We start from the raw sequence: 21,684 nt of genomic DNA on the forward strand, positions 1-21,684 counted from the left end.
TAAAAATTATAAAAATCCATGGATAATAACGGATGAAGTCTCGCAAGATTGGCTGAATATAAATCAAAAAGGAGAAAATTATGAATAAGAAAGAACGGGAAAAACAATTTGAAGAGATCAATGGACCTAAGCGGTCTGAATCAAAGTCGGCTCCAAATATAAAAATCTATATTGGCATAGTACTCGGTATTTTGGTTGCTATAATCCTAGTAAGTGTTTTCTCGCATTCTTTGATTGGAAAGAAAGAGTCAAATCAAGCATCGTCTGCCGTTTCAACTACAGGGTCAACAAGTCAATCGTCTACAAGCCAAGGAAAAACAGATGAGACTGATAAGGATAAACAAGAGGAAATTCAAAAACTCAAGAATCAACTGGCTACTTTAGATACCAAAATTACGGAAGCAGAAGCACTTGTTAGCAAGTTGAAGAAAGAAACTACCGTTCCAAAACTCGATATTGAAGCAATCAGGAACAATGATTTGTCTAGTTTAGAGGGGACTTGGCGTAGTCAATCTGGTAATGAATATATCATTAAGAATTCTGGAGAAGTAGATGCGACTTGGTTTACAAATGATCAAAAGTACGAATCTGTAGTTGGATTAAAGGTATCAAAAGGACAAGATAGTCGGAACCCTGAGACAGCGTCTATCAGTGCGTGGGTAAAAGATTCTGTTGCTGGAGGATTTGTAGTAGTTGCTGTTCCAAGTGGAGTTGTTATGCAACCTGGTGATGATGGGAAGATTACGGATAAAAGCAATCATGCTGAGGAGAGACTTTTTTCTGGACAACAATATGAAGCGATGTTAATGAAACCAGAAGATGTTTATTATCGTGTGAAACCAGATACTAGTAAAGTTGAGGAAGAAGAAAAGAACTTAGCTCAACTGCAAGCTGATCGTGAAGCAATCAAATCTTCTCTAGAGTCAAAGGAAAAGAAAAACTAGATGGTATTCGTTCAAAAATACTGTTACAATCGGCAGAATCAAGAAGCCCAAACGGGCTTCTTTTTCTTTTATCACCACTATTCAACCACTTAGACAGAGATATTGACCAGATAGGCAAACGGGCTTGTTCTTGAAAAATTCCTCTGCTATAATGGTTCATGTAAAGGACGTGAGGGGTCAGTATCAGACAACTCAAGTCAATAAAAAAGAAAATGGAGACAAAAAATGAAAAAATTATTGGGACTTGTATTTTTAGTAGCAGCAGCGCTAGTATTGTATTTCGGATCTGTTGGATGGCCAAGCTTGGATGTCAATCTCTGGTCACTGATTCCAGTTGGCTTATTCCTCTATTTCACTCTAGAAAATCTTTTGAAAAAAGACTATAAGGCTAGTCTGATGTGCTTGATTATTGCCTTTATCATTGCAAATGCTATTTTTGATATTTTGCCAATTTCAAGTGGTCTGGTGATTGGTGCGGGAGTGCTAGCTTGTGTAGGACTTGGCTACCTCTTTCCTGATAAAGATAAAAAAGAAGGCAAATAGAAAAGTCTCGAGGTTTCTCGAGACTTTATTTTTATTTACCAGCGTAATATTTTTGAATCCCTTTTACAATGCCTGCCACCAGTTTATCTTGGTAGCGGCTATCTCTGATTTGTTGGTTTTCGGAGAAATTATCCATATAACCAAGCTCCAGGAGGACGGCTGGTTTAGCTGTTTCGCGTAGTACGGCAAAACTTCTTTCTAACTGACCAGCATCCTTAGCCCCTGTTTCGGCTAAGAGAGAGGAGTGGATAGCAGCAGCGAGGCGTTTGCTTTCACTAATGCGATCAGGATGGTTGTGCCAGTATGGATTAATCTTACTTGGGTAATCAGGTTCATCGCTATAGGAGTAGGTTTGAATACCACTCGCTTTAGAGTATGAGTTTCCAGTAGCGTTGAAGTGAATACTGATAAAAATATCCGAGTTGGTCTTATTAACCATACGAGAACGTTCTGTAATGAAATCTACATCAATATCACTATCACGTGAGGTGAGAACCTTGTAGCCTAGTTCTTCTAACTTGGTACGAAGTTTACGGTAGATTTGCATATTGAGATCTTTTTCGGCTACATTGTAGTAAAAGGCGCCAGAATCTCGACCACCGTGTCCGGGATCGAGGAAGATGGTGTTACTGTATTGGCCTTTTACAAATCCACCCTCAGTTGAAACTTCAGAAATCCATTTCCCATCTTTTTGGAAGAGATGATCTTTTCCAGAAATCTTGTGAATTCCTGTGACATAGCGACCATTTTCATCCAAATAGTAACGCCCTTTGTCTTGACCATCATAGATCCACTCGCTTTTGGCCATATAGCCACCAGACTTGAGATAATAAGCTCCAATCCACTCCTGATTTGCATAACGGCCATCCGCTTTTAGATAGAACCAGCTCTTGTAGAATTTATCAAATATCCACTCTTTCTCAGCCATCGCCCCACTGGCCTTGAGGTAATAGCTTCCTTGCCATTTATCTGCTAGCATTCCCCCATCATGAGTAAAAGAGTACCAAGAGCCCTGGATTTTTTGCCATTTGTCTTGGACGTATCTCCCTGAACCGCTAGCATAGAACCAAGTATTCTTGATTTTGACCCAGTTGTTCTCAGCCAAGGCACCACTCTTCTTAAAGAGGTAGCCCTTGAAGGTTGTTTCGCTCAACATTCTTCCCTCTTTGTCAAAATAGTACCAAGCACCCTTGATTTTCTCCCATTTGTCTTGAGAGATTTTTCCTGACGGCAGAACGTAGTACCAAACTTGATTGATCTCTTGCCAACCTTGTGATGCCATGGCTCCGCTTTGACTTAAGAAATAGCCATCAATTCTTGTATTGCTGAGCATGATTCCAGTTTGGTCAAAATAGTACCAAGCACCATTGATTTTTTTCCAAGCATTTTGAGTTAATCGTCCAGAAGGAGCAGCGTAATACCATTGATTCTCCCATTTAGTCCAGCTATTTTCCACCATAGCACCCTCTTGGTCAAAGGCATAACCTTTATAGATAGTGGACTGGAGACGGTCACCATTTTGGTCGAAGTAGTACCATTTGCCTTGAATTTTTTTCCAGTTCACTGCAGGTTGGTCATCTTGGTAGAAGCGCCAGTGGTGATCTTCTTGGTACCAGCCCTCCTTTTTGGGTTTGGCTTCTTGCGCATCTACTTTTGGAAGAACTTCGGATTCTGTATTCTCCTTAACAATAGCATCTTTTTGATCATCTTTGGTTTGCTTTTCTTTAACTGCAGAAGGAGTTTGTGATTGGTTTTCTTCTGCAGAGACGGGTGCTAGAGTAGATCCTGCTATTGACAGAATCAGAGCACTGGCAAGTAGTATCTTTTTCACTTTCTATTTCCTAACTTTTTCTTTTTTTCCCTTTTAATCTTTATTTTTTATCAATTATCAAACTGAACTTCTTCTAGTAGATACTCGATAAAGCGTTCGCCCATCTTAGACAGGCTGGTTTTTTCATGCTGGATATAGACTAGTTCAATCGGGTCGTCAATGTCCAGTGGAATGGAAACGATATTGTCTCCGTTAAGGTTGCTGTTCAAAATCCCTGTTGCAATGGTGTAACCATCCAAACCAATCAAGAGATTAAAGAGGGTGGCACGGTCGCTGACTACGATAGATTTTTTGTGGTATTCCTGAGAGAGAATCTCTTCAGAGAAGTAGAAGGAGTTGTGCGTCCCTTGGTCATAGCTGAGGTAAGGGAAGTTCTCCAAGTCTTCTAGTTTAACCTTATCTTTCTTTGCTAGAGGGTTGGTCTTGCTGACGAAGATATGGGGCTGGGCTGTAAAGAGATGGTGGGCCAAGAGGTGGTTGTCATCTAGCATTTTCGTTAAAACATCACGGTTGTAGCTGTTTAAGAAGAGGACACCGACTTCACTACGGAAGTTCTTGACATCGTCGATAATCTCCCAAGTCCGAGTTTCACGAAGGAAAAGCTCGTATTTTTCCATATCACTTTTCTTAAGCAGAGAGACAAAGGCATTGACTACAAAAGCATAGTGTTGAGAGGAAACGCTAAAGAGTTCGCGGTGGGCGACAGGGTTTTTATAGCGCTCCTCCAGAAGCTGGGTTTGCTCGACAACTTGACGGGCATAGGAGAGAAATTCCATCCCATCACGGGTCAAGGTAATGCCCTTGGGATTGCGAATAAAGATTTCAATACCCATTTCATTTTCCAAGTCTCGAACGGCATTAGAGAGACTTGGTTGGGTGATAAAGAGTTGCTTGGCTGCTTCATTCATAGAGCCAGTTTCGACGATTTTGATAATATAGTGTAATTGTTGAATTCTCATGCTTTTATTGTACCATACTTGCGGAAGAATGGGCAATGAAGACGAAGAAAATAGGGGGAAAGAGCCGGTCCAGTATTGAAAAAAAGTCTGAAATCTGTTAGAATGAAAGCTATGAAAACATTCTATGATGTGCAGCAATTTCTCAAACAGTTTGGCATTATTGTCTATGTGGGGAAGCGCTTGTATGATATTGAACTGATGAAGCTCGAACTCTCTCGGATCTATGATGCAGGTCTGATGGACAAGCTAGACTATCTAGAGGCAGAAGCTGTTCTTCGTAGAGAGCACAAGATAGAATTAGACTACATAGAGAAAAATGGAGATAAGAACTTATGACAATTTGGATTTTGTGGGGAATCGTACTAGCGATGGCGGCATGGATGGGGTATAACTACCTTCGTATTCGTCGTGCGGCTAAGATTGTGGACAATGCAGAATTTGAAGCCTTGATTCGAAAAGGGCAGTTGATTGATGTCCGTGATGCAGCAGAATTTCACAGAAAACATATCCTCGGAGCTCGCAATATTCCTTCAAATCAGTTGAAGTCAAGCCTTGCAGCCCTTCGTAAGGATAAACCTGTCCTTCTCTACGAAAACCAACGCGGACAACGAGTGACCAATGCAGCTCTCTATCTGAAAAAACAAGGTTTTTCTGAGATTTATATCCTTTCTTATGGATTGGATTCTTGGATTGGTAAGGTCAAGACTAGCTAATATTTTATTAAAAACTGTTTAATGATAGATAAAGCTAGTATCTTAAGGTATCATCATTTATAATAAATTTAAGGAGATTTTGTAATATGAATTCACAACAAAAGAAAAAACCTTCACTTATTTTAGGTATCTTATCTATCGTCCTTGGTTTGCTATTTCCAATAGTTGGTCTGATTTTGGGGATCATAGGATTGGTCTTGGCTTTTTCATACCAAAAAGAATCTGGACTGGACTATAAAACAGAAAAAATTCTCAACATCGTAGGTCTTGTAGTTTCTGTTCTTAACTGGATTCTAGCCGTCGCAATATTTTTTAGATAAGTAAAAACAAAAAAGCTTTAAACATAAAGCTTTTTTGTTTTATCCACTTTTTTCTAAGTGTTTTTTAATCAACTCTAATTCTTCTGGATTCAAGGAACGGAATTGACCTTCTGATAGTTCTGGGTCTAAAGTGAAATCACCGAACTGAACTCGTTTGAGAGAGGTCACCTTGACACCGACTGAGAGGAACATTTTCTTAATTTGATGAAATTTCCCTTCTGAAATGGTGATGGAGGCATGGCTCTCTGTTGGGCTTGAGGACAGAATTTCGAGCTGAGCTGGTTTACAAGTGGTCCCATCTAAAAAGACGATTCCATCCTTGAATTTTTGGATATGTTCTGACGTGAGCGGTCCGTTTACTACCACTTGATAGGATTTATCGACATGGTACTGGGGATGAAGGAGTTGGAAGCCTAAAGGTCCATTGTCTGTCAAAAGGAGCAGTCCCGTCGTATCGCGGTCTAGTCTGCCGATAGCATAGAGCTGGTAAGACTGGATGTCAGGTGGAAGGAGGTCCATTACGGTTGGCAGTTTCTTATCCTTGCTCGCTGTAACGACTCCGTTTGGCTTGTGAAGCATGAGGTAGCTGTGCTCGTATCCTTGAATCTGCCGTCCTTGAAAGACTAGTTTTTGCAATCCAGTGTCGACATTTTGAGCGAGGGAGCGAGCTGGACTATCGTCGACTAGGATTTCTTTTTTTAATAGAGCCTGTTTCATAGCCTTGCGACTGACCTTTTCTTGGGCTAATAATCTATCTAAACGCATACCAGCCTATCTTATCATAAGTCTCTGACTTTGAAAAGAGTTGCCTTGACTAGAAAAACAGAGTGAAAACATTTACACTTGCTTGAGTTATGTCATTTGACTGAAAATGTGGTATAATTGCTCAGTTAGAAAATAAATTTTAAATAATATAGAGGAAATCATGACAAAATTAAGAGAAGATATCCGTAACGTAGCCATTATTGCCCACGTTGACCACGGGAAAACAACCCTCGTTGATGAATTGTTGAAACAATCAGAAACGCTTGATGCACGTACTGAATTGGCAGAGCGCGCTATGGACTCAAATGATATCGAAAAAGAGCGTGGAATTACCATCCTTGCGAAAAACACTGCCGTTGCTTACAACGGAACTCGTATCAACATCATGGACACACCAGGACACGCGGACTTCGGTGGAGAAGTTGAGCGTATCATGAAAATGGTTGACGGTGTTGTCTTGGTCGTAGATGCCTACGAAGGAACCATGCCACAAACTCGTTTCGTATTGAAAAAAGCCTTGGAACAAGACCTTGTCCCAATCGTGGTTGTCAACAAAATCGACAAACCATCAGCTCGTCCAGCAGAAGTAGTGGACGAAGTATTGGAACTCTTCATCGAGCTTGGTGCAGATGATGATCAGCTTGATTTCCCAGTAGTGTATGCTTCAGCTATTAACGGAACATCTTCATTATCAGACGATCCAGCTGATCAAGAAAAAACAATGGCGCCAATCTTTGACACGATTATCGACCACATCCCAGCTCCAGTAGATAACTCAGATGAGCCTTTGCAATTCCAAGTGTCACTTTTGGACTACAACGACTTCGTTGGACGTATCGGTATCGGTCGTGTCTTCCGTGGTACGGTTAAGGTTGGGGACCAAGTTACCCTTTCTAAACTAGACGGCACAACCAAAAACTTCCGTGTTACAAAACTCTTCGGTTTCTTTGGTTTGGAACGTCGTGAAATCCAAGAAGCAAAAGCAGGTGATTTGATTGCTGTTTCTGGTATGGAAGATATCTTTGTTGGTGAAACCATTACTCCGACAGATGCAGTTGAAGCTCTTCCAATCCTACATATCGATGAGCCAACTCTTCAAATGACCTTCTTGGTCAACAACTCACCATTTGCAGGTCGTGAAGGAAAATGGGTGACTTCTCGTAAGGTGGAAGAACGCTTGCAAGCAGAATTGCAAACAGACGTTTCCCTACGAGTTGACCCAACAGACTCACCAGATAAATGGACTGTTTCAGGTCGTGGAGAATTGCACTTGTCAATCCTGATCGAAACCATGCGTCGTGAAGGCTATGAGCTTCAAGTATCTCGTCCAGAAGTTATCGTAAAAGAAATCGACGGTGTTAAATGTGAGCCATTTGAACGTGTGCAAATCGATACTCCAGAAGAATACCAAGGTTCTGTTATCCAAAGCCTTTCTGAACGTAAGGGTGAAATGTTGGATATGATTTCAACTGGTAATGGTCAAACTCGTTTGGTCTTCCTTGTTCCAGCGCGTGGTTTGATCGGTTACTCAACTGAGTTCTTGTCAATGACTCGTGGCTACGGTATCATGAACCATACCTTTGATCAATACTTGCCATTGATTCCAGGTGAAATTGGTGGACGTCACCGTGGTGCCCTTGTTTCCATCGATGCTGGTAAGGCTACAACTTACTCAATCATGTCGATCGAAGAACGTGGTACAATCTTTGTCAACCCAGGTACTGAGGTTTACGAAGGAATGATCATCGGTGAAAACTCTCGTGAAAACGACTTGACAGTTAATATCACCAAGGCCAAACAAATGACCAACGTCCGTTCAGCTACTAAGGACCAAACAGCGGTTATCAAGACACCTCGTATCTTGACCCTTGAAGAATCACTTGAGTTCTTGAACGACGACGAGTACATGGAAGTAACGCCTGAGTCTATCCGTTTGCGTAAGCAAATCCTTAACAAGGCAGAGCGTGAGAAAGCCAATAAAAAGAAAAAATCAGCTGAGTAAGAGCTAGAAAGAGATAAAGATGGTCTATTTAATCATAGGGATACTCTTATTACTACTCTATGTATTTGCGACACCCCAAAGTATCAAAGGAACAGTCAACATCGTTATCTTGGTCTTTGTAGTTGTTGCACTCTTGATTTTGCTGATGTTGTCCATCTTGCAAATCTTCCAATTACCTACAGAATTCTTTGTCACAATCGCCATGCTGGCCCTAGCCTACTTTAGCTTGAGAGACATTACGCTCATGTCTGTAAAAAAGAGCAAAAGAAGATAAATAGAAAGAGAGCTACGGCTCTCTTTTTCTATTGTATAATGAGAGTTAGAGCATTTTCGTTTAGTATTATTTCCATAAAAATGGTAAAATAGTAGGAGTAGAAATGGAGTTTGAGACATGAAAGTAATCGATCAATTTAAAAATAAGAAAGTACTTGTTTTAGGTTTGGCTAAGTCTGGTGAGTCTGCGGCTCGTTTGCTGGACAAGCTGGGTGCTATTGTCACTGTTAATGACGGCAAACCTTTTGAGGAAAATCCTGCTGCGCAAAGTCTGTTAGAAGAGGGAATCAAGGTTGTCACTGGTGGCCATCCTTTGGAGCTCTTGGATGAAGATTTTGCTTTGATGGTGAAAAATCCAGGTATCCCGTATAGCAATCCCATGATTGAAAAGGCATTGGCAAAGGGGATTCCAGTCTTGACTGAGGTGGAATTGGCTTATTTGATTTCGGAAGCGCCAATTATCGGTATCACTGGCTCAAATGGAAAAACGACCACAACGACCATGATTGGGGAAGTTTTGTCTGCTGCTGGTCAACGAGGTCTCTTGTCAGGGAACATCGGCTATCCTGCTAGTCAAGTGGCTCAAACTGCGACAGAAAAGGATACCCTTGTCATGGAACTTTCTTCTTTCCAACTGATGGGAATCCAGGAGTTCCATCCGGAAATTGCGGTCACTACCAATCTCATGCCTAGCCACCTTGACTATCATGGCTCTTTTGAGGAGTATGTGGCAGCCAAGTGGAATATCCAGAACAAGATGACAGCAGCTGATTTTCTTGTCTTGAACTTTAACCAAGACTTGGCAAAAGACTTGGCCACAAAAACAGAGGCTACTGTTGTACCATTTTCAACAAAGGAAAAGGTTGATGGGGCTTATCTAGAAAACGGTCTGCTCTACTTCCGTGGTGAAGAGGTCATGGCAGCAGATGAAATCGGTGTTCCAGGTAGCCACAATGTAGAAAATGCCCTTGCAACAATTGCAGTAGCCAAACTTCGTGGTGTGGACAATCAAACCATTAAGGAAACTCTCTCAGCCTTTGGTGGCGTCAAACACCGTCTCCAATTCGTGGATGAGATTAAGGGTGTCAAATTCTATAACGATAGCAAGTCAACCAATATCCTAGCTACTCAAAAAGCCTTGTCAGGATTTGACAACAGCCAGGTCATCTTAATTGCAGGTGGTTTGGACCGTGGGAATGAATTTGACGAGCTGGTGCCAGACATCACTGGACTCAAGAAAATGGTCATCCTCGGTCAGTCTGCAGAACGTGTCAAACGGGCAGCGGATAAGGCTGGTGTGACTTATGTAGATGCGACAGATATTGCTGATGCGACCTGCAAGGCCTATGAGCTTGCGACTCAAGGAGATGTAGTCCTTCTCAGTCCTGCAAATGCTAGCTGGGATATGTATGCTAACTTTGAAGTACGTGGAGACCTCTTTATCGACACAGTAGCGGAGTTAAAGGAATAATATGAAAAAAATTGTCTTTACAGGCGGGGGGACGGTTGGACATGTCACCCTCAACCTTTTGTTAATGCCTAAGTTCATCGAAGACGGCTGGGAAGTTCACTATATTGGTGACAAGCATGGAATCGAACACCAAGAAATCCTCAAGTCAGGTTTGGATGTTACTTTCCATTCTATTGCGACTGGAAAGTTGCGTCGTTATTTCTCTTGGCAAAACATGCTGGACGTCTTCAAAGTTGGTTGGGGAATTGTCCAATCCCTCTTTATCATGTTACGACTGCGTCCACAGGCTCTTTTTTCTAAGGGAGGATTTGTCTCAGTACCGCCGGTTATCGCAGCGCGTGTGTCAGGAGTACCTGTCTTTATTCACGAATCGGACCTATCTATGGGCTTGGCCAATAAAATTGCCTATAAATTCGCAACCAAGATGTACTCAACCTTTGAGCAGCCTGCTAGTCTTGCAAAAGTCGAGCATGTGGGGGCAGTGACCAAGGTAACAGATCAAGAGACGCCAGAACCAGACGAGTTGGTGGATATCCAAACTCACTTTAATCCCAAATTGCCAACCGTATTATTTGTCGGAGGTTCTGCAGGAGCTCGTGTATTTAACCAACTGGTAACAGACCACAAGAAAGTGCTAACAGAACGCTACAATATTATTAACCTCACAGGAGATTCTAGCCTTAATGAGTTGAGCCAAAATCTCTTCCGTATCGACTATGTGACGGATCTCTATCAACCCTTGATGGAGATGGCGGATGTGGTGGTGACTCGAGGTGGGGCCAACACGATTTTTGAACTCTTGGCTATGGCTAAACTCCATCTCATTGTCCCTCTTGGACGTGAGGCTAGCCGAGGAGACCAAATTGAAAATGCTGCCTATTTTGTTAAAAAGGGTTATGCAGTAGAACTCCAAGAGACAGAATTGACCTTGGAAAGCTTGGAGGAGAAAGTCAGTCACCTGCTTAGTCATAAGGACCAATACCAAGTTAGTATGAAGGCTTCAACTGAATTGAAATCTCTTAATGATTTTTATGCCCTACTAAGAAAAGACTTATCATAAGGAAAACCAATGTCAAAGGATAAGAAAAAAGAATCAAACCAGAAACAAGAATTGTCTGAATGGCAGAAACGGAACCAAGAATACCTGAAAAAGAAGGCTGAGGAGGAAGCTGCTCTAGCTGCGGAGAAGGAAAAGGAAAAACAAGCTCGAAAGGAAGCCAACTCGAAGTTATTGGAGGAGGCCAAGAAATCCTCGAGTCAGTCCGACGAGGAAGATACAAGTCCAAGTCAGAAACCCTCCGAGAAAGATGAGAAAGCTCAAAAGGAAGACAGCGAAGTAAAAAAAGAGAAAGAGAAAAAGAAAAAAGAAAAGCCAGAAAAACCTGCCAAGCCGAAAATTGCTCCTGTTCATATTTGGAGGGCAGTCAGTATCTTGGTGCCGAGTGTTCTGGTTCTCCTCCTTTCTATCTATCTCTTGACTCCTCTTTCGACTCTTAAGCATATCGAGGTTAAGGGGAATGTCCAGACCCAAGCGGATGACATTAAACAGGTTTCTGGCATTCAGGATAGTGACTATACCTTGTCTTTGTTATTGAACAAGGACAAGCACGCTGAGCAGATCAAGTCGAATCACTGGATAGAGTCAGCAACGATTGACTACAAATTTCCAACAAACTTTACGATTGAAGTCAAAGAGTTTGAGATTGTGGGCTACTATGTGACAGGTGAAGACCACTATCCAATCCTGTCTAGTGGAACAATTGACTCAAGCCCTGTCAACCTTTTGAACCTGCCTGAGACCTACCTAACAGTTACCTTTAACGATGAGCAGCAGGTGAAGGATCTGATTTCGGGTCTTTCTAGCATCAGTGAGGACATAAAGAGTCAAATCCAGAAGATCGAACTAGCCCCAAGTAAGGCAACTGCCGATCTTCTAAAAATCACCATGCTAGATACAGATGAGATTTTGGTTCCCTTGTCAGAATTGAGCAAGAAATTGCCTTATTACAGCAAAATTAAGCCACAACTAGCAGAACCGAGTTTTATCGATATGGAAGCTGGAATCTATAGTACGAGCCTAGCGGATAAACTTTTGGAAGAAGCTGAGGAAAAAGCTAAAAAAGAGGCACAGGAAGCTGAGAAGAAAAAACAGGAAGAAAAAGAAGCTGAAGAAAAGAAACAACAGCAACAACAGCAACAACAATAAAGCCCAGTTTTTACTTGACAAGTTCCTATATAAATAATAGAATAGTAAAAAACCTTTAAAGCAGTCCAGAGAGGCAGCTAAGGTTAGACGGTGAAAGGGTGGAGACTACCCATTTTTCGTGGAACCTTGCTGCTAGCAGGTTCCTTTTTTCATAGTCCTTTTAAGGAGTTTGGTGGACTGCAAGAAGAATGAGAAGGAGAAATATATGCGTGAGAGTCGCCCAGTCATTGCCCTAGATTTTCCAAGTTTTGAAGAAGCAAAGGAATTTTTAGCCCTTTTTCCAGCAGAGGAAAAGCTCTATGTCAAGGTTGGAATGGAAATCTATTATGCGGTAGGCCCAGAGGTTGTACGTTATTTAAAATCATTAGGACACAGCGTTTTTTTGGATCTCAAATTGCATGATATTCCAAACACAGTCAAATCGACCATGAAAATCTTGTCTAGTTTGGGTGTCGATATGACCAATGTTCAGGCTGCAGGTGGGGTTGAAATGATGCAGGCTGCGCGTGAAGGGTTGGGAGATAAGGGAATTCTCATCGCGGTGACCCAGTTGACCTCAACATCCGAAGAACAGATGCAAGACTGCCAAAATATTCAAACGAGTTTGCAAGAATCAGTGATTCACTATGCTAAGAAAACAGCAGAAGCTGGATTAGATGGTGTGGTTTGTTCAGCCCAAGAAGCCCAACTCATCAAGGAAGCTACAAACGAAGATTTTATTTGCTTGACGCCAGGTATTCGACCAGCAGGTGCTGAAGCTGCGGATCAAAAACGCGTAGTGACCCCTGGTCAGGCCTATCAAATCGGTAGTGACTACATTGTAGTAGGTCGTCCAATCACGCAGGCGGAAGACCCTGTAGCAGCCTACCATGCGATCAAGGAAGAATGGACACGAGACTGGGCCTAAAGCGTATTCGCTAAGAGATGTAAGGATAAGAAGGAGAAAACCATGACACTTGCTAAAGACATTGCTAGCCACCTATTGAAAATTCAGGCAGTTTACCTTAAACCAGAAGAGCCTTTTACTTGGGCATCGGGTATCAAGTCACCTATCTATACAGATAACCGCGTGACTCTGGCTTACCCAGAAACTAGAACCTTGATTGAAAATGGTTTTGTAGATGCTATCAAGACAGCCTTTCCAGAGGTAGAAGTGATTGCAGGAACAGCGACGGCAGGGATTCCCCACGGAGCCATCATTGCTGACAAAATGAATCTGCCCTTTGCCTATATTCGTAGCAAACCAAAAGACCACGGAGCAGGCAACCAAATCGAAGGCCGTGTAGCCCAAGGTCAAAAGATGGTCGTTGTCGAAGATTTGATTTCAACTGGTGGTTCTGTACTAGAAGCCGTTGTAGCTGCCAAACGTGAAGGGGCAGATGTTCTTGGTGTTGTAGCGATTTTTAGTTATCAACTACCAAAAGCAGATAAGAATTTTGCGGATGCTGGTGTCAAATTGGTGACACTATCTAACTATAGCGAGCTTATTCACCTAGCCCAAGAAGAAGGTTACATCACACCAGAGGGATTGGCTCTCTTAAAACGCTTTAAAGAAGACCAAGAAAATTGGCAAAATGCCTAAAACATAGAAAATCAGGTAGTCACTAGGATTACCTGATTTTTTTGAAAGGTCCAGGTAATCAGTTTGAAATTCCCAGACAAATTTTTTGAAAACAGTTTGAAAAAGAGTTAAGATGTTTAGGTAAGATAAAAAGCAAACGCTTACTTAATAAGGAGGGCATTTTATGTCATATAAAACAAGTAATGCAGAAGGACCTGTAGATTTTATTAACGCTTATGATTTAGAGGCAATGGCTCAACAAGTCATTCCAAAAGCTGCCTTTGGCTATATCGCCAGTGGAGCGGAAGATACTTTCACTTTGCGGGAGAATATCCGCGCCTTTAACCACAAGCTTATTGTTCCACATACTCTTTGTGATGTTGAAAACCCAAGTACAGAGATTGAATTTGCAGGTGAAAAATTATCTTCACCAATCATTATGGCGCCTGTTGCAGCTCATAAATTAGCAAATGAACAAGGTGAAGTAGCTACTGCGCGTGGTGTGCATGAGTTTGGTTCTCTTTACACAACTAGCTCTTACTCTACTGTAGATCTTCCAGAAATTACAGAAGCCCTTCAAGGGACGCCTCACTGGTTCCAATTTTACTTCAGTAAGGATGACGGGATCAACCGCCACATCATGGACCGTGTGAAGGCTGAAGGCTACAAAGCGATTGTCTTGACGGCAGATGCAACTGTTGGGGGCAATCGTGAGGTCGACAAGCGCAATGGATTCGTCTTCCCCGTTGGTATGCCAATTGTTGAGGAATACCTGCCAGAAGGTGCTGGTAAATCAATGGACTTTGTTTACAAATCAGCCAAACAACGCTTGTCTCCACGCGATGTAGAATTTATCGCTGCTTACTCAGGTCTTCCTGTCTATGTGAAAGGGCCACAATGCCGTGAGGATGTTGAACGTTCGCTTGCTGCAGGTGCTTCTGGTATCTGGGTAACCAACCATGGTGGCCGCCAAATCGACGGTGGACCAGCATCCTTTGACTCGCTTCAAGAAGTGGCTGAAGCAGTTGATAAACGTGTACCAATTGTCTTTGACTCTGGTGTTCGTCGAGGTCAGCACGTCTTTAAAGCTTTGGCTTCAGGTGCGGACCTAGTGGCTATTGGACGCCCTGTAATCTATGGTTTGGCTCTCGGTGGTAGTGTTGGTGTGCGTCAAGTCTTTGAACACTTGAATGCAGAATTAAAGACAGTCATGCAGTTATCTGGAACTCAGACTATTGAAGATGTTAAACGCTTCAAACTGCGTCACAATCCATACAATCCATCCTTCCCAGTTGATTCACGTGATTTGAAGTTGTATTGATGAAAGTAGAAAGTCTCCATTTGATGTGGAGATTTTTCTTCGTGTATAGAAAGATTAAATCGTTATCAGAAACTATATAAATATATTTTTCAGTCAAATATCTTGCTAGGGCTTTCAAATTCTGTTATACTGGTCCAGTAATAAAATAATAAAGACATTTGGGGTGCTTTAAGCTGAGATGATACCCATTGAACCTGATACAGTTAATACTGGCGAAGGGAAATGTGAAAAGGTTTTTTTCGTATGTTGAAGGAAACTGTCTTATCTGGTAAGGTAAACTCTAATTCTCGTTTGTAATTGGAGTTTTTTTGTTTATCAAAAGAGGATAGGCTTGTTTAGGTAGCTCTCTGCAAATGCCCTCGATGTTCTTTAAAAGTATCAAGTGGAATTACGATTTTGCTTGGTATCTCTTGGTATTTTATTGATTACTAAGGAGTAAAGAAAGGAAAAATAAATATGGAAACACAAGACTATGCATTTCAGCCAGGTTTGATCGTTGGAGAATTATTAAAAAGCAGTCAGAAGGATTGGCAGGCTGCAATCAATCATCGTTTTATTAAGGAACTTTTTGCGGGGACAATTGAGAATAAGGTCTTAAAAGACTACCTGATTCAAGATTATCATTTCTTTGATGCTTTCTTATCCATGCTGGGTGCTTGTGTAGCTCACGCAGACCAGCTTGAATCCAAACTTCGTTTTGCCAAGCAACTAGGCTTTCTTGAAGCAGATGAAGATGGTTATTTCCAAAGGGCTTTCAAAGAGTTAAAAGTAGAAGAGAATGACTATCTAGAAGTGACCTTGCACCCTGTAACAAAAGCCTTTCAGGAGCTAATGTATTCTGCTGTTGCTTCATCAGACTATGCTCATCTTTTAGTCATGCTGGTCATTGCAGAAGGTCTCTATTTAGACTGGGGTTCTAAAGATTTGGCTCTACCTGAAGCCTATATTCATTTGGAATGGATTAATCTCCATAGAGGTCCTTTCTTTACAGAGTGGGTTCAATTTCTGGTTGACGAACTCAATCGTGTCGGGAAAGGTAGAGAAGATTTGACAGAACTTCAGCAACGCTGGAATCAAGCAGTTGCTTTAGAATTAGCTTTTTTTGATATTGGTTATGAATTATAGGACAGATTCAATACTTTTATGTAGATTAAAAGAATTAACAAACAAACCATATAAATATATTTTCCAGTCAAATATCTTGCTAGAGCTTTCAAATTCTGTTATACTGGTCAAGAAATAAAATAATAAAGACATTTGGGGTGCTTTAGGCTGAGATGATACCCATTGAACCTGATACAGTTAAGACTGGCGAAGGGAAATGTGAAACGTTTTTTCGTATGTCGAAAAGAACTGTCTAATCTTGTAAGCTAAACTCTAATTCTTGATTGTAATTGGAGTTTTTTTGTTTATATAAGCTGGATGAAGGCGATACAAAGCATTTAGGTAGGTCTCCTTGAATGCCCCACTTTTCTTTAAAAAAAGGAGTTTTTTATGTTGAAAAAATGGCAATTAAAAGATGTTATCTTACTTGCTTTCTTGTCTATCTTTTTTGGTGGCGTTTTTGTGGGATCTGGCTATCTGTTTGATATCCTCACTCTGATTTTAGCCCCTCTTGGCTTGCAGGCCTTTGCCAATGAAATCCTCTTTGGTCTCTGGTGTATGGCTGCGCCCATTGCTGCCATCTTTGTTCCAAGAGTGGGAAGCGCAACGATTGGAGAAGTGCTAGCTGCACTTGCTGAAGTTCTTTATGGTAGCCAATTCGGTCTAGGTGCTCTTTTGTCCGGTTTGGTTCAAGGGTTGGGAAGTGAACTTGGTTTTATCGTAACCAAGAATCGCTATGAAAGTTGGCTCTCTCTAACTGCTAATAGTATTGGGATTACGCTTGTTAGTTTTGTCTATGAATACATTAAGTTAGGTTACTACGCCTTCTCTCTTCCTTTTGTCCTTTCCTTGCTGGTGGTGCGTTTTATTTCCGTCTTTTTCTTCTGTACCATTTTGGTTCGTGCCATTGTCAAACTCTATCATCAGTTTGCAGCTGGAGGAAAGGCATAGATGGGGCTGGAACTACGAGCGATTCAGTCCCCAATCTTCTCTGAGTCTCTTGATTTTACTTTTCATGGGCAAGCTTTTACCTTGTTAGTTGGGAGCAGTGGTTCAGGAAAATCCAGCCTCTTTCAAGTCATTGCTCAAGTAAGTTCTCTTCCCTATAGTGGTCAAGTCCTGATAGATGGGAGCGAGGTCAGTCAGCTTTCTATCGTCGAACGTGTCCAGACGGTTGGCATTCTCTTTCAAAATCCCAATCATCAATTTACCATGGAGAACTTGTTTGAGGAGCTGATTTTTACCTTGGAAAATATCGGCTGTCCACTTCAAAAAATTGATTCTAAAATAGCAGAGGTGGTCCAGCAATGTCGCTGTGAGCCAATCTTGCACCGTCCCATTCATCACCTATCAGGTGGGGAAAAGCAAAAGGCTGCTTTGGCTGTTCTCTTTGCTATGAATCCTAGGGTCTATCTCTTGGATGAGCCCTTCGCTTCCATTGACCGCAAGAGCAGAATCGAGATATTGGAGATTCTAAAAGAGTTGGCTCTTGATGGGAAGACAGTCATCCTGTGTGACCATGATTTATCAGACTATGAAGCCTATATCGACCATATGGTGGAGCTAAGAGATGGACAACTAAGGGAAGTGTTTCAAATCCCTACCTCTGAGATGACACAGGTTTCTTCAAAGAATGTTGCTTCTAGCCCGGAATTGTTCCATATGGATAGAACGACTTGTGAGCTGGATAAGCGTCCCCTCTTTTCAATTGCGGATTTTACATTCTACCAAGGAATCTCCTGTATTTTGGGTGATAATGGTGTTGGGAAATCAACCCTCTTTCGGTCTATTCTTCAATTTCAAAAGTATAAGGGGCGCATTACCTGGAAGGGGATAGTCCTGAAAAAGAAAAAGAGTTTGTACCGTGACCTGACGGGTGTTGTTCAGGAAGCTGAGAAGCAGTTTATCAGAGCCAGTCTGCGAGAAGAGCTTCAATTAGATGGAGCTGATTCTGAAAGAAATCAGCGGATTCTCCAAGCTTTACAATATTTTGATCTGGAGCAGGCACTTGATAAGAGTCCCTATCAATTAAGTGGTGGTCAGCAAAAGATTCTTCAGCTCTTGACCATCTTGACCAGCAAGGCTTCTGTGATCTTGCTAGATGAGCCATTTGCTGGTTTGGATGATAGAGCCTGCCATTATTTTTGTCAGTGGATTCTGGAGGAGAGAAATCAAGGGAGAAGTTTTTTGATCATTAGCCATCGTTTAGATCCCTTGATCTCTGTAGTTGATTATTGGATTGAGATGACTAGTGAGGGTCTCAGTCATGTGAAAGAAGTTACAATTACCAAACCTCTCCCATCTCTGAATAATGATACTCTAGGGGAGGTGAGGTAGTATGATCAAAGTAGCAACCCAGACACCGATTATCAGTCTCTTCTTTCTAATTTTATCCTTGGAAACATCTTTCATTCCTTCGATTGCTCTGAATCTTTCGGTAGCCACATTTTGTATTCTCTTTATGCTCTATTACCGTCGATTTAAAGTATTGGCTTGGATGATTGTGCTCGCCATTTTACCATCTTTGGCCAACTACTGGGCAGTTCAGTTACACGGAGATGCTTCGCAGGCAGTGATGCTTGGAACGAGGGCCTTTGTGACGGTTTGTATTGGTCTTGTCTTTGTTTCCAGTATTTCCCTAAAAGAGCTTCTCTTGTACTTGGCTCAAAAGGGGTTATCGCGTTCTTGGGCCTATGCCTTAATTGTGGTATTCAATGCCTTTCCCCTCATTCAGCAGGAAATCAAGTCTCTCAAGGAAGCGTGCTTACTGCGTGGCCAAAAATTGCATGTTTGGTCGCCCTTGATATACAGTAAGGTTCTGATGACGGTCTTTAGATGGCGCCATCTTTATCTGAGAGCTCTATCTGCGCACGGATATGACGAGCATGCACAGGTGGAGAATAGCTATCGGACTTTTTATATTCCTAAAAAAACAAAATTAATCTACCTGCTTTTCTTTTTATTGCTTCAAACCAGTCTATTTTTATAAAGGAGTTATTATGGAATTTACAGATATTGCGATGGAATTATCCAAGGAAGCTTGGCAGGCTTCTTTTCATCATCCCTTTATTTTACAATTACAAGAGGGAAATTTAGAACCTGATATTTTCCGCTATTACCTGATTCAAGATGCCTACTATCTGAAGGCCTTCTCAGAAATCTATCACCTCTTGGCTGATAAGACTTCGAATCAAGAGATGAAAAGACTCTTGAAACAAAATGCTCAGAGTCTAGTGGAGGGTGAGTTGTTTATCCGCCAACAATTTTTCAAGGAATTGGAAATCAGCGATCAGGAAATGGAGCAACATCCAATCGCTCCCACCTGCTATCATTACATTTCTCACATTTATCGGCAATTTGCAGAGCCAAACTTGGGCATTGCTTTTGCAAGTTTGCTACCTTGTCCTTGGCTATACCATGATATAGGTAAATCACTTAATCTTAAACCATCACCAAATCCTCTCTACCAACAATGGATTGAAACTTATATTACGGATGAGTTAGAGCAGCAGATCAGAGAGGAGGGAGAGCTGGTCAATCAGCTCTATCGAGAAAGCAATGAGACGGACAAACAAAAAATGCTAGATGCCTTCCACATCAGTGTTCACATGGAAGCCAAGTTTTGGGAGATGGCTTACCAACACCAAACATGGACGAGTGATTTGCAGTCCTTAGGAAAAGAGAAGAAATAGAAAATGAGAAACCACCGACTTCAAGTTCACAAATTAACTATTTTATCCATGATGATTGCCCTTGACGTAGTTCTTACACCCATCTTTCGAATTGAAGGGATGGCACCAATGTCCAGTGTAGTCAACATTCTTGCAGGAATCTTGATGGGGCCTGTTTATGCCTTGGTCATGGCTACAGTCACAGCCTTTATCCGTATGTCTACTCAAGGCATTCCGCCCTTGGCCCTCACAGGAGCTACTTTTGGAGCCCTTCTTGCAGGTCTCTTTTATAAGTACGGTAGAAAATTTTACTTTTCTGCCCTAGGAGAAATCTTGGGAACAGGTATTATCGGTTCTATTGTTTCCTATCCTGTCATGGTTCTCTTTACCGGATCTGCGGCCAAGCTCAGCTGGTTTATCTATACTCCGCGATTTTTCGGAGCGACCTTGATCGGTACAGCCATAGCTTTTCTTGCCTTTCGATTTTTAATCAAGCAGGAATTCTTTAAAAAAGTACAAGGATATTTCTTTGGAGAAAGGATAGACTGATGCAAGCATTGACAAATCCCTTTCCTCTGAGCTCTAGCTCCTTAATTCACTGCATCACCAATGAGATTTCTTGTGAGATGCTGGCAAATGGGATTTTGGCTCTGGGATGCAAACCTGTTATGGCAGATGATTCCCGTGAGGTTCTTGATTTTACTAAGCAAAGCCAGGCACTCTTCATTAATTTGGGACATTTGTCAGCTGAGAAGGAAAAAGCAATCCGTATGGCAGCTTCTTATGCAGATCAAGTTTCTCTCCCGATGGTAGTAGATGCGGTTGGCGTAACGGCTTCATCCATTCGTAAGACCTTAGTCAGAGACCTTTTAGACTATAGCCCTACGGTCCTTAAGGGAAATATGTCAGAAATTCGAAGTCTTGTTGGCTTAAAACACCATGCCGTTGGGGTCGATGCCAGTGCTAAAGATCAAGAAACTGAGGATTTGCTTCAAGTTTTGAAAGACTGGTGTCAGACCTATTCAGGTATGTCATTCTTAGTCACTGGCCCTAAGGACCTCATCGTTTCGGAAAATCAAGTTGCTGTACTGGGAAATGGCTGTGCAGAATTAGACTGGATAACAGGGACAGGAGACTTAGTTGGAGCCTTGACAGCCGTTTTTCTTAGCCAAGGAATGACTGCCTTTGAAGCTTCTTGTCTAGCGGTCTCTTATCTCAATATCGCTGCTGAGAGAATAGTTGTTCAAGGAATGGGATTAGAAGATTTTCGTTACCAAGTTCTCAATCAACTGTCTCTCCTAAAAAGAGACGAAAACTGGCTAGAAGCTATCAAAGGAGACTTTTATGAATAGAGAAGCACTTAAACTGTATCTAGTTACCAATCGCTACCAAGATTCCTTGGAAAGCTTTCTTGAAAAAGTTGAGACAGCCTGCCGTTCAGGTGTTACCATTGTCCAATTACGAGAAAAAAATCTCACAACCAATCAATACTATCACTTGGCAAAACAAGTCAAAGAAATAACAGATGCCTATCAGGTCCCCTTGATTATCGATGATCGGTTGGATGTTTGTCTTGCAGTCGATGCAGCAGGTTTGCATATCGGCGACGATGAACTACCAGTTTCGGTTGCCCGCAAAGTCCTAGGTCCTGAAAAAATCCTCGGTGTCACTGCTAAAACAGTTAAAAGAGCTCTCGAAGCAGAAACATCGGGTGCGGATTACTTGGGAACAGGAGCCATTTTCCCGACTACGACCAAAGAAAATGCACCCATTACCCTGATTTCAACCTTGAAAACAATTTGCCAAACGGTCGCCATTCCAGTAGTTGCTATCGGAGGCCTGACGTCAGAGAATATTGACCAACTTATCGGCTCGGGTATAGCTGGAGTAGCTGTCGTACGTGATCTGATGCAGGCAGAAGATATTGAGACAAAAACGCAAGCCTTTTTAACAAAGCTAAATGACATTGTTTCCTAATCAAAAACTCTCTAATTTCCTTA

Annotated in this window: 24 protein-coding genes and 2 riboswitches; of the genes, 21 read left to right on the forward strand and 3 right to left on the reverse strand. The window is 41.8% G+C overall.

The annotated features are described in order from the left end of the window. Positions 1-80: 80 nt before the first annotated feature. Entirely contained in the window at positions 81-944 is an 864-nt protein-coding gene (locus tag ACUW6H_RS00285) for a DUF6287 domain-containing protein (protein WP_454359024.1), read from the forward strand. Between the two features lie 225 nt (positions 945-1,169). Further along, positions 1,170-1,487, forward strand: coding sequence for a LiaF transmembrane domain-containing protein (locus ACUW6H_RS00290; protein ID WP_096407916.1), 318 nt, complete (start codon positions 1,170-1,172; stop codon positions 1,485-1,487). 31 nt (positions 1,488-1,518) lie between these two features. On the opposite strand, the gene ACUW6H_RS00295 is transcribed toward ACUW6H_RS00290, so the two are convergent. Continuing rightward, entirely contained in the window at positions 1,519-3,318 is a 1,800-nt protein-coding gene (locus ACUW6H_RS00295; RefSeq protein ID WP_454359026.1) for an N-acetylmuramoyl-L-alanine amidase, read from the reverse strand. Positions 3,319-3,368: 50 nt separating this feature from the next. Then, positions 3,369-4,277, reverse strand: a complete 909-nt coding sequence (locus ACUW6H_RS00300) for a LysR family transcriptional regulator (RefSeq protein WP_001222590.1) — start codon at positions 4,275-4,277, stop codon at positions 3,369-3,371. Positions 4,278-4,379: 102 nt separating this feature from the next. Between ACUW6H_RS00300 and ACUW6H_RS00305 the strand changes: the two genes are divergently transcribed. The 3 genes from ACUW6H_RS00305 to ACUW6H_RS00315 all read left to right on the forward strand — a co-directional run bounded on the left by ACUW6H_RS00305 (position 4,380) and on the right by ACUW6H_RS00315 (position 5,310). Next, positions 4,380-4,613 carry a YqgQ family protein gene (locus tag ACUW6H_RS00305; protein WP_002874361.1) on the forward strand — a complete coding sequence of 78 codons (234 nt, stop codon included), beginning with the start codon at positions 4,380-4,382 and terminating at the stop codon, positions 4,611-4,613. Continuing rightward, complete coding sequence (locus ACUW6H_RS00310; RefSeq protein WP_000158115.1) at positions 4,610-4,990, forward strand: rhodanese-like domain-containing protein; 381 nt, start codon at positions 4,610-4,612, stop codon at positions 4,988-4,990. The genes ACUW6H_RS00305 and ACUW6H_RS00310 overlap by 4 nt, the downstream gene beginning before the upstream one ends. Before the next feature lie 86 nt (positions 4,991-5,076). Further along, entirely contained in the window at positions 5,077-5,310 is a 234-nt protein-coding gene (locus tag ACUW6H_RS00315) for a DUF4190 domain-containing protein (protein WP_454359029.1), read from the forward strand. 39 nt (positions 5,311-5,349) lie between these two features. Here the strand turns inward: ACUW6H_RS00315 and ACUW6H_RS00320 are convergent, their stop codons facing one another. Next, a complete protein-coding gene (locus ACUW6H_RS00320) occupies positions 5,350-6,075 on the reverse strand; it encodes a pseudouridine synthase (protein WP_454359031.1) in 726 nt (241 codons plus the stop codon). Between the two features lie 160 nt (positions 6,076-6,235). Between ACUW6H_RS00320 and typA the strand changes: the two genes are divergently transcribed. The 16 genes from typA (at position 6,236) to thiE (ending at position 21,661) form a co-directional block, all read left to right on the forward strand. Further along, on the forward strand, positions 6,236-8,077 hold the full coding sequence (typA, locus tag ACUW6H_RS00325; RefSeq protein ID WP_454359033.1) for a translational GTPase TypA: 1,842 nt from the start codon (positions 6,236-6,238) through the stop codon (positions 8,075-8,077). Between the two features lie 19 nt (positions 8,078-8,096). Further along, complete coding sequence (locus ACUW6H_RS00330) at positions 8,097-8,351, forward strand: DUF3165 family protein (RefSeq protein ID WP_000262665.1); 255 nt, start codon at positions 8,097-8,099, stop codon at positions 8,349-8,351. Between the two features lie 117 nt (positions 8,352-8,468). Continuing rightward, entirely contained in the window at positions 8,469-9,821 is a 1,353-nt protein-coding gene (gene murD / locus ACUW6H_RS00335) for a UDP-N-acetylmuramoyl-L-alanine--D-glutamate ligase (protein ID WP_454359035.1), read from the forward strand. A gap of 1 nt (position 9,822) precedes the next feature. Beyond that, complete coding sequence (locus ACUW6H_RS00340) at positions 9,823-10,881, forward strand: UDP-N-acetylglucosamine--N-acetylmuramyl-(pentapeptide) pyrophosphoryl-undecaprenol N-acetylglucosamine transferase (RefSeq protein WP_447265884.1); 1,059 nt, start codon at positions 9,823-9,825, stop codon at positions 10,879-10,881. 9 nt (positions 10,882-10,890) lie between these two features. Beyond that, the gene (locus tag ACUW6H_RS00345; protein ID WP_454359038.1) at positions 10,891-12,027 is read left to right on the forward strand and encodes a cell division protein FtsQ/DivIB; all 1,137 of its coding nucleotides are present in this window, start codon (positions 10,891-10,893) and stop codon (positions 12,025-12,027) included. 205 nt (positions 12,028-12,232) lie between these two features. Then, positions 12,233-12,934, forward strand: a complete 702-nt coding sequence (gene pyrF / locus ACUW6H_RS00350; protein ID WP_409003357.1) for an orotidine-5'-phosphate decarboxylase — start codon at positions 12,233-12,235, stop codon at positions 12,932-12,934. A gap of 42 nt (positions 12,935-12,976) precedes the next feature. Next, on the forward strand, positions 12,977-13,609 hold the full coding sequence (gene pyrE / locus ACUW6H_RS00355) for an orotate phosphoribosyltransferase (protein ID WP_454359040.1): 633 nt from the start codon (positions 12,977-12,979) through the stop codon (positions 13,607-13,609). Between the two features lie 163 nt (positions 13,610-13,772). Next, positions 13,773-14,909: an L-lactate oxidase gene (lctO, locus tag ACUW6H_RS00360; protein ID WP_454359042.1), complete on the forward strand. Its 1,137-nt coding sequence runs from the start codon at positions 13,773-13,775 to the stop codon at positions 14,907-14,909. Positions 14,910-15,058: 149 nt separating this feature from the next. Beyond that, positions 15,059-15,147, forward strand: a riboswitch (TPP riboswitch). A 218-nt stretch (positions 15,148-15,365) separates the two neighbouring features. Next, positions 15,366-16,034 (forward strand): TenA family protein, encoded by a 669-nt coding sequence (locus ACUW6H_RS00365; RefSeq protein ID WP_454359044.1) that lies wholly within the window; start codon positions 15,366-15,368, stop codon positions 16,032-16,034. Between the two features lie 123 nt (positions 16,035-16,157). Beyond that, positions 16,158-16,246, forward strand: a riboswitch (TPP riboswitch). Positions 16,247-16,403: 157 nt separating this feature from the next. Continuing rightward, a complete protein-coding gene (locus tag ACUW6H_RS00370; protein WP_000915275.1) occupies positions 16,404-16,964 on the forward strand; it encodes an ECF transporter S component in 561 nt (186 codons plus the stop codon). After that, positions 16,965-18,350, forward strand: a complete 1,386-nt coding sequence (locus ACUW6H_RS00375; RefSeq protein ID WP_454359047.1) for an ATP-binding cassette domain-containing protein — start codon at positions 16,965-16,967, stop codon at positions 18,348-18,350. It begins immediately after the preceding gene. A gap of 1 nt (position 18,351) precedes the next feature. Next, positions 18,352-19,002, forward strand: a complete 651-nt coding sequence (locus tag ACUW6H_RS00380) for an energy-coupling factor transporter transmembrane component T (protein ID WP_454359049.1) — start codon at positions 18,352-18,354, stop codon at positions 19,000-19,002. A gap of 10 nt (positions 19,003-19,012) precedes the next feature. Beyond that, positions 19,013-19,705 carry a thiaminase II gene (tenA, locus tag ACUW6H_RS00385; protein WP_454359051.1) on the forward strand — a complete coding sequence of 231 codons (693 nt, stop codon included), beginning with the start codon at positions 19,013-19,015 and terminating at the stop codon, positions 19,703-19,705. Positions 19,706-19,708: 3 nt separating this feature from the next. Continuing rightward, complete coding sequence (gene thiW, locus ACUW6H_RS00390) at positions 19,709-20,233, forward strand: energy coupling factor transporter S component ThiW (RefSeq protein WP_454359053.1); 525 nt, start codon at positions 19,709-19,711, stop codon at positions 20,231-20,233. Next, a complete protein-coding gene (locus ACUW6H_RS00395) occupies positions 20,233-21,036 on the forward strand; it encodes a hydroxyethylthiazole kinase (RefSeq protein WP_454359055.1) in 804 nt (267 codons plus the stop codon). Before thiW ends, ACUW6H_RS00395 begins: the two co-directional genes overlap by 1 nt. Beyond that, complete coding sequence (gene thiE / locus ACUW6H_RS00400) at positions 21,029-21,661, forward strand: thiamine phosphate synthase (protein ID WP_454359057.1); 633 nt, start codon at positions 21,029-21,031, stop codon at positions 21,659-21,661. The genes ACUW6H_RS00395 and thiE overlap by 8 nt, the downstream gene beginning before the upstream one ends. Positions 21,662-21,684: the final 23 nt, after the last annotated feature.

It is taken from the genome of Streptococcus sp. 151470009-6, from assembly GCF_053628175.1.